Source organism: Cupriavidus gilardii, from assembly GCF_017598945.1.
Classification (GTDB): Bacteria; Pseudomonadota; Gammaproteobacteria; order Burkholderiales; family Burkholderiaceae; genus Cupriavidus; species Cupriavidus gilardii_E.
In genome coordinates this window covers 1-11,021 of record NZ_JAGFTW010000034.1, presented here as the reverse complement: position 1 = coordinate 11,021, position 11,021 = coordinate 1, and the positions used below count along the sequence as shown (strand labels likewise).

The 11,021-nt window shown below is 68.2% G+C and carries 11 protein-coding genes; 7 read left to right on the top strand and 4 right to left on the bottom strand.

The window, feature by feature from the left end; all coding sequences use genetic code 11:
* Window positions 1-256: 256 nt before the first annotated feature.
* Window positions 257-1,150 carry a LysR family transcriptional regulator gene (locus J5T34_RS11620; protein ID WP_208579879.1) on the bottom strand — a complete coding sequence of 298 codons (894 nt, stop codon included), beginning with the start codon at window positions 1,148-1,150 and terminating at the stop codon, window positions 257-259.
* A 163-nt stretch (window positions 1,151-1,313) separates the two neighbouring features.
* Here J5T34_RS11620 and J5T34_RS11615 point away from each other — a divergent pair, with 163 nt between their 5' ends.
* The gene (locus J5T34_RS11615) at window positions 1,314-2,333 is read left to right on the top strand and encodes a bile acid:sodium symporter family protein (RefSeq protein ID WP_208579878.1); all 1,020 of its coding nucleotides are present in this window, start codon (window positions 1,314-1,316) and stop codon (window positions 2,331-2,333) included.
* An 87-nt stretch (window positions 2,334-2,420) separates the two neighbouring features.
* Here the strand turns inward: J5T34_RS11615 and J5T34_RS11610 are convergent, their stop codons facing one another.
* Window positions 2,421-3,941: an N-acetylmuramoyl-L-alanine amidase gene (locus J5T34_RS11610; RefSeq protein ID WP_208579877.1), complete on the bottom strand. Its 1,521-nt coding sequence runs from the start codon at window positions 3,939-3,941 to the stop codon at window positions 2,421-2,423.
* Window positions 3,935-4,447, bottom strand: a complete 513-nt coding sequence (tsaE, locus tag J5T34_RS11605; RefSeq protein WP_208579876.1) for a tRNA (adenosine(37)-N6)-threonylcarbamoyltransferase complex ATPase subunit type 1 TsaE — start codon at window positions 4,445-4,447, stop codon at window positions 3,935-3,937. Before tsaE ends, J5T34_RS11610 begins: the two co-directional genes overlap by 7 nt.
* A 16-nt stretch (window positions 4,448-4,463) precedes the next feature.
* On the opposite strand from tsaE, the gene queG reads away from it, so the two are divergent.
* Complete coding sequence (queG, locus tag J5T34_RS11600; protein WP_208579875.1) at window positions 4,464-5,648, top strand: tRNA epoxyqueuosine(34) reductase QueG; 1,185 nt, start codon at window positions 4,464-4,466, stop codon at window positions 5,646-5,648.
* A 29-nt stretch (window positions 5,649-5,677) separates the two neighbouring features.
* On the opposite strand, the gene J5T34_RS11595 is transcribed toward queG, so the two are convergent.
* Window positions 5,678-6,571 carry an AEC family transporter gene (locus J5T34_RS11595; RefSeq protein ID WP_208579874.1) on the bottom strand — a complete coding sequence of 298 codons (894 nt, stop codon included), beginning with the start codon at window positions 6,569-6,571 and terminating at the stop codon, window positions 5,678-5,680.
* 215 nt (window positions 6,572-6,786) lie between these two features.
* Between J5T34_RS11595 and J5T34_RS11590 the strand changes: the two genes are divergently transcribed.
* The 5 genes from J5T34_RS11590 (at window position 6,787) to ybaK (ending at window position 10,760) form a co-directional block, all read left to right on the top strand.
* Window positions 6,787-7,446: a chalcone isomerase family protein gene (locus J5T34_RS11590; protein WP_208579873.1), complete on the top strand. Its 660-nt coding sequence runs from the start codon at window positions 6,787-6,789 to the stop codon at window positions 7,444-7,446.
* A gap of 114 nt (window positions 7,447-7,560) precedes the next feature.
* Entirely contained in the window at window positions 7,561-8,532 is a 972-nt protein-coding gene (locus tag J5T34_RS11585) for a tripartite tricarboxylate transporter substrate binding protein BugE (RefSeq protein WP_208579872.1), read from the top strand.
* 166 nt (window positions 8,533-8,698) lie between these two features.
* The gene (locus J5T34_RS11580; protein WP_244258852.1) at window positions 8,699-9,247 is read left to right on the top strand and encodes a methylated-DNA--[protein]-cysteine S-methyltransferase; all 549 of its coding nucleotides are present in this window, start codon (window positions 8,699-8,701) and stop codon (window positions 9,245-9,247) included.
* Window positions 9,244-10,248 carry a site-specific tyrosine recombinase XerD gene (gene xerD / locus J5T34_RS11575; RefSeq protein WP_432207661.1) on the top strand — a complete coding sequence of 335 codons (1,005 nt, stop codon included), beginning with the start codon at window positions 9,244-9,246 and terminating at the stop codon, window positions 10,246-10,248. Before J5T34_RS11580 ends, xerD begins: the two co-directional genes overlap by 4 nt.
* Before the next feature lie 17 nt (window positions 10,249-10,265).
* Complete coding sequence (gene ybaK / locus J5T34_RS11570) at window positions 10,266-10,760, top strand: Cys-tRNA(Pro) deacylase (RefSeq protein ID WP_208579871.1); 495 nt, start codon at window positions 10,266-10,268, stop codon at window positions 10,758-10,760.
* The last annotated feature ends 261 nt before the right edge of the window (window positions 10,761-11,021 follow it).

Here is an 11,021-nt window from a genome sequence, read left to right as displayed (position 1 = left end):
CTGCCATCAAAAGGTCGCCACGATCGACCTACACCAGGCTGACTAACCTGGACCTTGGACTGTTACCCATGTCCTGGCACATGTGTTACCTATGTCCCCGGTCCATACAGCACGCGGGAGAGGGGAGAAAACCAGCGCCGCAGCAGCGCTGCGCAGTTTGACGAAATTCCGCGTCCCCGATTGTGTTCTCCCTCTCCCCCTCAGGGGGAGAGGGCCGGGGGAGAGGGGGTGGTTTCCCGCCCCGCGCGAGCAAGCCTCAAGCCGCGGGAATCGGCATCGTCCTGACCATCTCCCACACCGCCGCCGCTGCAGGCGACAGCGAGCGGTCTTCGCGGCGGACCATCACGATGCGCCGCTCTTCCTGCGGCACCAGCGGGCGCCATACCAGGTTGGAATCGGCCGGCAGCGGCAGCGAGAACGACGGCAGCACCGACGCGCCGATGCCCGCCTGCACCATGCCGAACACGCTGGCCGAATGGCCCAGTTCCTGCACGACCCGCGGCGTCACGCCGTGCATCGCAAAGACGCGGTCGATCAGCGGCCGGCTGCCCGAGGCGAAATCCAGCAGCACCAGCGGCACGCCGTCGAGCGCCGACCACGGCACGGTGTCGCGCTTTGCCAACGGGTCGTCGTCGCGGCAGACGAAGCAGAACGGATCGGTGCCCAGCGGCACCGTTTCCAGCCCTTCGCTGGCCAGCGGGTCGATCAGCACGCCGAAGTCCACCGCGCCGGCGCGGATCTGCTCGAGCCCGTCGGCCTGCACGTTGTCGCGCACCGACAGCCGCACCTCGGGATATTGCCGCGCACAGGCGGCGACATAGAGCGGCATCAGCCGCGCCGAGATGGTGGGCGCGCTGGCGATCACCACCCTGCCGCGGTAGCGCTCACCGAGCTGCCGGGTCTCCTCCAGCGTGTCGTCCAGCTGTCCGAGCAGCCGCTCCAGCGCCGGCACCAGGGCCTGGCCGGCATCCGTGAGCACCACCTCGCGCGTGGTGCGGTCCAGCAGGCGCAAGCCCAGCGCCTCCTCCAGCTCGGCCACGCCGCGGCTGACCGCCGGTTGGGTCAGCCCCACCGCGTCCGCCGCGCGGCTGAAACTGCCGTGCGACGCCACCGCCAGGAAGACCCGCAACTGCCGCAACGTGTAATTCATGCGCTGACCATATCAATGAATACGACAAATGAATTTGCATTCTAGACAGGACTATCGTCCAATACCAGCGTTAACCCTGATTCCACCGTTTTCTGTCGATTTCTTTTTCTTTTAACCCAGTCGTCCCGGCGCGCCGCTCCGGTGCGCTTCTGTCCACGCAGTCATGTCCTTCCTGTTGACCCCGTTCAAGAAACTCTACGATCTGATCGACGGCTTCGTGCTGATCATGCTGGCCGCGATCGCTGTGGCGCTGGCGGCGCCGGAACTCGGCACCGGCGACGGTCCGCTGCACCTCGGGCTGGTGACCAGCCTCGGTGTCGCGCTGGTGTTCTTCCTGCACGGCGCCGCGCTGTCGCGCGACAAGCTGGTCGCCGGTGCGAAGCACTGGCGCCTGCACACCTTCGTGCAGCTCTTCACCTACGTGGTGTTCCCCGTGATCGGCGCGGTGCTGATGTTCGCGCTGCACGACCGGCTGCCGGCCGACCTGCTGCTGGGCGTGTTCTTCCTGTGCGCGCTGCCCTCGACGGTCTCGTCGTCGGTGGCGATGACCTCGATGGCGCGCGGCAACGTGCCCGGCGCGATCTTCAACGCGACCATCTCCGGGCTGATCGGCATGGCGCTGACCCCGCTGCTGATGGGCCTGGTGATCAGCGCCAGCGGCGCGTCGATGCCGCTGGGCAAGGCGCTGACCGGCGTGGCGCTGCAGCTGCTGCTGCCGTTCGCGTTGGGGCAGCTGGCCCGTCCGGTGATCGGCGCCTGGCTGGGCCGGCACAAGGCCATCACCAGCAAGATCGACCGCGGCGTGATCGTGCTGATCGTCTATTCGTCGTTCTGCGATGCCACCGCCGAGGGCCTGTGGCACCAGTACAGCTGGCAGACCATCGCCGCCGTGATGGCGCTGGCCGCGGTGCTGCTGTTCGCGATCCTGGCCACCACGACCTTCGTCGCCCGCCGCTTCGGCTTCTCGGTCGAGGACGAGATCACCGCGGTGTTCTGCGGCTCGAAGAAGAGCCTGGCCAACGGCATCCCGATGGCCAAGATCCTGTTCGCCGGCCACCCGGCGCTGGGCCTGCTGGTGCTGCCGCTGATGGTCTATCACCAGCTGCAGCTGATCGTCTGCTCGGTGATGGCCTCGCGCTATGCCAATCGGGAGCAGATCGAAGGCGCGGTCGCGCGCGCGTGACAGCCTGATCCTCGCCCCGGGCCTCGCCCGATGAAAAAAGGCCGGCAAACGAATTTGCCGGCCTTTTTTTCGCTTGCCGCAGGACGCTCACACCGACGGGCTGCGCGCCAACGGCGGATTGCGCGCGAAGTAGCCGCGGATGCCGCGCAGGATCGCATTGGCCAGCTGCTCCTGGTGGGCCTCGTCGTTGAGCTTGCGCTCTTCCTCCGGGTTGCTGATGAACGCGGTCTCGATCAGGATTGACGGGATATCGGGCGCCTTCAGCACGGCAAAGCCGGCCTGCTCGACATGCGCCTTGTGCAGCCGGTGCAGGCTGCCGATCTCCGACAGCACCGCCTTGCCGACCTGCAGGCTGTCGTTGATCTGCGCGGTGGTCGACAGATCCAGCAGCACGCGCGCGACCTGCGCGTCCTTGTTGTTCATGTTGGCGCCGCCGATCAGGTCGGCGGCGTTTTCCTTGTTGGCCAGCCAGCGCGCCGCCGAACTCGAGGCGCCGCGCTCGGACAGCGCGAACACCGAGGCGCCGCGCGCCTCCGGCTTGATGAAGGCGTCGGCATGGATCGACACGAACAGATCGGCCTTGACCCGGCGCGCCTTCTGCACGCGCACGTTCAGCGGCACGAAGAAGTCCGCGTCGCGCGTCATCATCGCCCGCATATTGGGCTGCGCATCGATCTTGGCGCGCAGGCGCTTGGCGATCTGCAGCACCACGTCCTTCTCGCGCGAACCCGCGGCGCCGATCGCGCCAGGGTCCTCGCCGCCGTGGCCGGGGTCGATCGCCACCGTCAGCAGCCGGCGCATCTTGAAGCGCGATGGTGCGGGATCGTCGGCCGGGTCGCTCTTGCCGGGCTTGTCCTGCGCCAGCGGCGCGTTGTGCTGCGGCGGCTGGCCCGGCGCGGTGCCGGCGGGCGGCTTGGGCTTGCTGGCCGCGACCGGCGGGTTGGCCGGCACCGGCGGCGTGGCGGGCGTCTTCGCCTGGTCCTCGAACTGGCGCACCAGCGCGGCGATCGCATCTTCTTCGCTGCTCGACGGCGCGCCGGCCACGCTGTCGGCGCCCTCGCCCGACGGCGTCGAGGCGAAACGGCGCTGCTTGTCCTCGGTCTCGCGCACCAGCTTCCACAGCGGATCGGGCGGATTGACCGGATACAGATCGAATACCAGCCGGTTCTGATACTGGCCGATCGGGGCCAGCGTAAAGACCTGCGGCGAGACGTCTTCCTTCAGGTCGAACACCAGCCGAACCACGCGCGGCCGGTTCTGGCCGACGCGCACCGACTGGATATAGGGATCGTTGGGGGTGATCTTGGCGACGAGCTCGCGCAGCGTCGGCGACAGGTCCAGGCCGTCGATATCGACGACGAGCCGATCGGGATTGCGCACCATCGTGTGGACCGCGGCCAGGCGCTGGTCCGATTCGATGGTCACGCGCGTATAGTCCTCGGCCGGCCACACACGGACCGCGACGATGCCCGCGCCGGCCGCGATCTGCGGACCCGCCAGCGTCAGCACGACCGTTCCGGCGCCGGCTTTCAGGCATTGCGCCAGCCATTTGCGGCGGGCGAGCAGCAGTTCATCGGGGCGGTCGGTGGCGAGGCGCTTGATCAGCATGCGTGCAGCAGGAGAAGTCCGGTTGGAGTATAGGCCCGCAGCATCGCGACTCGCCGATCGGCGGCCTCATCGCTGGGCGAGGTGTCCGATTGGAGCAACAGGTGCAGGTCGGGTTCCCCAAGCAGCGATGCGGCCTTCTCCGGCCACTCGACCAGATTGAAGGCCGGCTCGGCAAAACAGTCGCGAAATCCCGCGTCCAGCCATTCCTCGGGATCGGCGAAGCGATAGAGATCGAAGTGATAGACGGTCAGCGGCGAACCGTCGGCGCGTGCGACCTGGTACGGCTCGCACAGCGTGTAGGTCGGGCTGCGGACCTTGCCGGCATGGCCCAGCGCGCGCAGCACCGCGCGCGACAGCGTGGTCTTGCCCGCGCCGAGATCGCCCGAGAGCTGGACGTGCACTGTCTGCGGCGGCAAACCGCGCACCGCGCCGGCCAATGCCGCGCCAAGGCGGTCGGTGGCCGCTTCGTCGGGCAGGATCACGGTGCGTTCTTCGAGCAGGGGCATTGCGTACAATTCAGGGATGATCGACCGAGCAGCACAGGCGCCTGACGCCGTTCTCAGCGGGACGCCAGCGGCGCAGCACGCCACCGGCGGGGATCCGCATGCGCTGGTCGCGCAGATTCGCGCCTGGGGCGCGGCGCTCGGCTTCGACGACGTGCGCGTCGCCGATGTGGACCTGAGCCATGCCGAAGCGGGACTGCTGGCGTGGCTGGCGCAGGGCTGCCATGGCGACATGGATTATATGGCGAACCATGGCGTCAAGCGCGCGCGGCCGGCGGAATTGGTGCCCGGCACGGTGCGCGCGATCGTCGCGCGCATGCCGTATCTGCCCGCTTCCACCCATGGCGAAGACGACAGCGATGGCGACGATTGGCGCGAGCGCGAATTCGCGCGCCTGGCCCAGATCGAGGCCGGCGGCACCGCGGCCACCATCTCGCTGTACGCGCGTGGCCGCGACTATCACAAGGTGCTGCGCGCACGCCTGCAGCAGCTGGCCGGCCGCATCGAGGCCGCGATCGGGCCGTTCGGCTATCGCGTGTTCACCGACTCGGCGCCGGTGATGGAGGTCGCGCTGGCCGGCCAGGGCGGCCTGGGCTGGCGCGGCAAGCATACGCTGCTGCTGGACCGCGACGGCGGCTCGATGTTCTTTCTCGGCGAGATCCTGGTCGATCTGCCGCTGCCGGTCGACCCGCCTGCTTCCGCGCATTGCGGCCAGTGCCGCCGCTGCATCGACATCTGTCCGACCCAGGCCATCGTCGGCCCGTACCGGCTCGATGCGCGCCGCTGCATCTCGTATCTCACCATCGAGCACAAGGGCGCTATTCCCGAGGCGTTGCGCGCGCCGATGGGCAATCGCGTCTACGGCTGCGACGACTGCCAGCTGGCCTGCCCGTGGAACAAGTTCGCCCACCGCGCGACGCTGCCCGACTTCGACGTGCGCAACGGCTTCGATGCGCCCGACATGGTCGAGCTGTTCGGCTGGAGCGAGGAAGAATTCAATCGGCGCCTGGAAGGCAGTCCGATCCGGCGCATCGGCCACGAGCGCTGGCTGCGCAATCTGGCGGTGGGCCTGGGCAACGCGCTGCGCGGGGCCGGCGAGCCGGCGCAGGCAGAGCGCATCCGCGCTGCCTTGCAGGCGCGTGCACAGCATCCCTCCGAGCTGGTGCGCGAGCACGTGGCCTGGGCGCTCGCGCAGCGGCCATAGCCATCAGAGCAACCGCCGCTGCAACGACCCTAGCTGACCAGCGACAGCCACAGCGGCGCCGTGAAGATCGCCGCCACCGTCATCACCGAAATCGCCGCGGCCACCATCGGCCCGTTGCCGCCCATGCGCACCGCGAGGATATACGCGCTCGATGCGGTCGGCATCGCGGCATAGAGCACCGCGATTTGCAGCTGCAGCGGCGACAGCGGCAGATGCCGGCCGATCGCCCAGGCAAAGGCGGGCATCGCCAGCAGCTTGACCCCGGTCCACCACGCCACCGGCCCGACCGTGCCCACCGCGCCGCGCATCTGCAGGCCGGCGCCGACCGTCATCAGGCCCAGCGCGGTGGAGGCCGAACCGAGCCGGGCCAGCGTCATGCCGAGGACCTCGGGCGGATGCAGACCGAGCAGATTGGTGACCAGGCCACCCGCGGTGGCGAGGATCAGCGGATTGCGCGCCAGCTCGCGCCACAGCCGCGCCTCGCCGTGCCGGGCCAGCGCCCACACCGCGGCGACATTGCACATCGGCACCACGCAGCCGACGATCACCGCCATCATCGCCAGCCCTTCGCTGCCGCCCAGCCGCGCGGCCAGCGCCAGCGCGATATACGAATTGAAGCGGAACGCGGTCTGCAGGCCCGAGGCGAAATCGATCGGATCGGGCCGCAGCACCCATTTGACGGTATAGCCCGCGGCCATGCCGAACACCGTGGTCAGCACCGCCAGCCCGAGCATCGCCGAGGTGGTCGAGAAATCGAATACCGCGCTGTTGGTCGCCTGCAGCAACAGCGCGGGGAACAGGACGAAATACACCAGGCGTTCCACGCCGGACCAGAAACCGCGATCGAAGGCGGTATAGCGCACCAGCAGCCAGCCGATCAGGATCAGGCTGAAATCGGGCACCATCAGCAGAGCAGGCGACATCGGCGTCTTGTTGTTGTGGGGACGCGGGGGGCGCGTCGAGGGATGTCAGGAAGGATGGCAGGAGCCCGTGCGGACGGCGTTCCGGAAGCGGTCCGGTGTGCGCCCTAGGGCAGATACGGATTGGTATTGTTTCAGAAAACCCGGAAGATGGCACGCTCCGGATTTCCGTCGATCTCGTTCAGCCTCCCTTTCCGTTCTCGATGTACCGCCCCGCCATGCCTGCCCCCCGCCGCCTTTCCGCTCGCGCCTGCGCCGCCCCGGCTGATCGGCCCGTACGGACCGTACGGGCCGCACGCCGCCTGCGTCAGTGGCTGGCGATCGGCTGCGTGGCCCTGGCCGGCGCGCTGCCGGTGGCCGCGAACGCGGTCGAGATCGAGGGCGTGCGGCTCGACGAGGCGACGCGGCTCGGCGGCAAGGAACTGCAGCTAAACGGCGCGGGCCTGCGCTCGGTGTTCATCGTCAAGGGCTATGTCGCCGCGCTGTATCTGCCCGAGAAGGTGCGCAACGCCGCCGTGGTGCTGGGCGCCAAGGGTCCGAAGCGGCTGCAGATCCGGCCGCTGCGCGAGGTGGAGTCGAGCACCTTCGTCAAGGCCCTGAACGAAGGCATGCGCGAGAACCACAACGAGGCGCAGCTGGAGAAGTTCGCCGATCGCCTGCACCAGCTGGAGCAGGCAATGAACCAGGTCGGCACGGCGCGCAAGGGCGACGTGATCGACTTCGACTACACGCCGGACAGCGGCACGGTGATCGCCGTCAATGGCACGCCGCGCGGCAAACCCATCCCCGGCGAGGATTTCTACCAGGCCGTGCTGCGCATCTTCCTGGGCGAACGCCCGGTCGATCGCGATCTGAAGCGCGGCCTGCTCGGCGGCTGACCGGGGCCGCCGATGCATCGCGCCGGCGCGGACGGCCCTACCGGGCCCCTGGCCGGCATTTTCAGTTCTGGACGGACACTCTCCGTCCGGCTTCACGACGGGAGACACGATCTCATGCAAACCAAGCACATTGCCCTGGCCCTGGGTCTGGCCGCCTGCGCCTCGCTGGCACAGGCACAGAGCAACTATCCGAACAAGCCGATCAAGCTGATCATTCCGTTTGCCCCGGGCGGCACCACCGACATCGTCGGCCGCGGCGCCGCGGACCAGATGAGCAAGATCCTCGGCCAGCCGGTGGTGGTCGAGAACCGCGCCGGCGGCGGCGGCTCGATCGGCGCCGACGCGATCGCCAAGGCGGCGCCGGACGGCTACACGATCGGCATCTCGACGGTGTCGACGATGGCGGTCAACCCGGCCTGCAACCCGAAGCTGTCGTACGACCCGATCAAGGACTTCAAGCCCATCACGAACCTGGCCAACGTCGCCAACGTGATCGCGGTCAACCCGAACTTCCCGGCCAAGGACTACAAGGAATTCCTGGCCACGCTCAAGGCCAACCCGGGCAAGTATTCGTACGCGTCGTCGGGCACCTGCGGCTTCGGCCATATGCTGGGCGAGCAGTTCAAGGTCTCGACCAAGACCTTCATGGTCCATATCCCCTACCGCGGCGCGGGCCCGGCGCTGAACGACGTGCTGGCCGGCCAGGTACCGATCATGGTCGACAACCTGCCCTCGTCGATGCCGCACATCAAGGCCGGCAAGCTGCGCCCGATCGTGGTGGCCGCCGAGAAGCGGCTGGACTCGCTGCCCAACGTGCCGACCTTCGGCGAAATGGGCCTGAAGGAGCCGAACGATCCGGCCTGGTACGGCCTGGTGGCGCCGGCCGGCACGCCCGACGACATCATCAAGAAGCTCAACGATGCCGCCGTCAAGGCGCTGCAGGACAAGGGCTTCCGCGAACGCCTGATCGCCGCCGGCGCCGAGCCGTCGGGCAATTCGCCAGCCCAGCACGCCGCCGAGATCAAGAAGGAGTTCGACAAGATGCGCAACCTGGTCAAGGTGCAGAACATCAAGCTCGAGCAGTGATGAGGCGATAGTTTTGCCCTTGGTAGTGCTCCCCTCTCCCGCAAGCGGGAGAGGGAGCACCCCCAAAAAGAATCGACCACGGCAGCCGCGCACTCGTCGCGGTTTTTTTTCGCCCCTCGCGTCCGACGCACTAGAATCCGGTATCCGGATCGACCGTTGTCCCGCCATGCATTCCCATCCGAATCCGTCCACGGATTCTCCACCGGCCTCGCTCCAGCCCGATCGCGACGCCAGGCTCGCTGCCCGCTTCGACGCCATCCTGGCCGCGCCGTTCGGCCGCATCGGCGTGCGCGCGGACGCGCAGTGCGTCCACGCGATCCACTTCCTGCCCGAGCGTTTTGCGCCGCGCGGCTCCGACCTGCCGCTGATCCGGCAGCTGGCGGCGCAGCTCGAGGCCTATTACGCGGACCCCGACGCACCGCTCGACGTGCCGCTCGCCGGCACCGGCACCGACTTCCAGCGCCGCGTCTGGCAGGCGATTCGCGCCGTGCGGTGCGGCCGCACCGCGACCTATGGCGAACTGGCGGCCAATATCGGCGGCACCGCGCGCGCGGTCGGGCAGGCCTGCGGCGACAACCCGTTCCCGCTGGTGGTGCCCTGCCACCGCGTGGTCGGCGCCAAGGGACTTGGCGGCTTCGCCCATCATGGCGAAGACGGCTTTTACCTCGAGGTCAAACGCTGGCTGCTGCGCCACGAGCGGGTGATGCTGCTGTGAACGCGCGGCATGACAGCACGGCGGCGCTGGCGGACAACGCCGCGCCGATCGACGACGGCTCCCACGACCGCACCCGCGACGCCGATGCCCGGCTCGAAGCCGACATCGCCGCCGACCTGACGCTGGTCGACCGCTTCTGCGATGCGCTGTGGCTCGAAGACGGACTCGCCCGCAACACCATCGACGCCTACCGCCGCGATCTCGCGCTGCTGTCGCGCTGGCTGCGCGCCGAGCGCGGCGTGGCGCTGCTCGCGGCCGACGACGGCGCGCTGTCCGGTTACTTTGCCGCGCGCCATCCGGACACGCGCGCCTCGTCGGCGAACCGGCGGCTGGCGGTATTCCGGCGCTTCTACCGCTGGGCGCTGCGCGAGCATCTGATCCAGGCCGACCCCTGCCTGCTGCTGCGCGCCGCCAAGCAGCCGCCGCGCTTTCCGAAGACGCTGAGCGAAGCACAGGTCGAGGCGCTGCTGAACGCGCCGGACATCGACACGCCGCTGGGCCTGCGCGACCGCACGATGCTGGAGTTGATGTACGCCAGCGGCCTGCGCGTGTCCGAGCTGACGCAGATGAAGACCATCGAGATCGGCCTGAACGAGGGCGTGGCGCGCGTGGTCAGCGGCAAGGGCAACAAGGAACGGCTGGTGCCGTTCGGCGCCGAGGCCGGCGTCTGGCTGCGCCGCTATCTGGCCAGCGCCCGTCCCGCGCTGCTGGGCCAGCGCGGCAGCGACGCGCTGTTCGTCACGCAGCGCGGCGAGGCGATGACGCGCCAGGCCTTCTGGTATCTGATCAAGCGCTATGCGCGCCAGGCCGAGATCCACGCCCCGTTGTCGCCGCATACGCTGCGCCACGCATTTGCCACGCATCTGCTGAACCACGGCGCGGATCTGCGCGTGGTGCAGCTGCTGCTCGGCCATGCCGACATCTCGACCACGCAGATCTACACGCACGTCGCGCGCGAACGGCTGCGCGTCCTGCATCAGCAGCATCATCCGCGCGGCTAGCCGCTCCAACGAACCCCATGGGAAAGACGAAACACATCTCCGAAACGCCGGCCACGCAGATGCTGCGCCAGCATCGCATCGCCTTCGGCGAACACCCGTACGACTATGTCGAGCACGGCGGCACCGAGGAATCGGCGCGACAGCTCGGCGTCGACGAGCATCACGTGGTCAAGACGCTGGTGATGGAAGACGACAAGGGGCAGCCGCTGATCGTGCTGATGCACGGCGACCGCACCGTCTCGACCAAGAACCTGGCGCGGCAGATCGGCTGCAAGAGCGTGCAGCCGTGCAAGCCCGAGGTGGCGCAGCGCCACAGCGGCTATATGGTCGGCGGTACCTCGCCGTTCGGTACGCGCAAGCGGATGCCGGTCTATGTCGAAGAGGGTGTGCTGGCGCTCGAGCGCATCTATATCAATGGCGGCCGGCGCGGCTATCTGGTCAGCATCGAACCGGCCGTGCTGACCGCGCTGCTGGGCGCCAAGCCCGTGCAATGCGGGCTGGCGGAGGGCTGAGCGCCGCCGTGACCGGATCCGTGCCTTCGCTCGTGCCCGGGTAATCACGGTCGTGAGCGCCACGCCGGCGCGCTACAATCGCGCCAGTTTTTTGCGGCGGTTTCGGCCCTCCCCCCCCCCCCCCCCCCTTCCCCCCCCTTCTTTCTTCTTTCTTTCTACAACTTCCGCTGCCCACCAAGAAGATTGAGGGGATAGTATTGGTGCGTCGACTCTTTTTTAATAAAAAATGGTTTTATTCTTTCCTCTACAATTACTATATTT

Bases quoted from the DNA above. Each gene is read 5' to 3' on its own strand.
- J5T34_RS11620 (WP_208579879.1), bottom strand. From the start codon at position 1,150: ATGAATTACACGTTGCGGCAGTTGCGGGTCTTCCTGGCGGTGGCGTCG.
- J5T34_RS11615 (WP_208579878.1), top strand. From the start codon at position 1,314: ATGTCCTTCCTGTTGACCCCGTTCAAGAAACTCTACGATCTGATCGAC.
- J5T34_RS11610 (WP_208579877.1), bottom strand. From the start codon at position 3,941: ATGCTGATCAAGCGCCTCGCCACCGACCGCCCCGATGAACTGCTGCTC.
- tsaE (WP_208579876.1), bottom strand. From the start codon at position 4,447: ATGCCCCTGCTCGAAGAACGCACCGTGATCCTGCCCGACGAAGCGGCC.
- queG (WP_208579875.1), top strand. From the start codon at position 4,464: ATGATCGACCGAGCAGCACAGGCGCCTGACGCCGTTCTCAGCGGGACG.
- J5T34_RS11595 (WP_208579874.1), bottom strand. From the start codon at position 6,571: ATGTCGCCTGCTCTGCTGATGGTGCCCGATTTCAGCCTGATCCTGATC.
- J5T34_RS11590 (WP_208579873.1), top strand. From the start codon at position 6,787: ATGCCTGCCCCCCGCCGCCTTTCCGCTCGCGCCTGCGCCGCCCCGGCT.
- J5T34_RS11585 (WP_208579872.1), top strand. From the start codon at position 7,561: ATGCAAACCAAGCACATTGCCCTGGCCCTGGGTCTGGCCGCCTGCGCC.
- J5T34_RS11580 (WP_244258852.1), top strand. From the start codon at position 8,699: ATGCATTCCCATCCGAATCCGTCCACGGATTCTCCACCGGCCTCGCTC.
- ybaK (WP_208579871.1), top strand. From the start codon at position 10,266: ATGGGAAAGACGAAACACATCTCCGAAACGCCGGCCACGCAGATGCTG.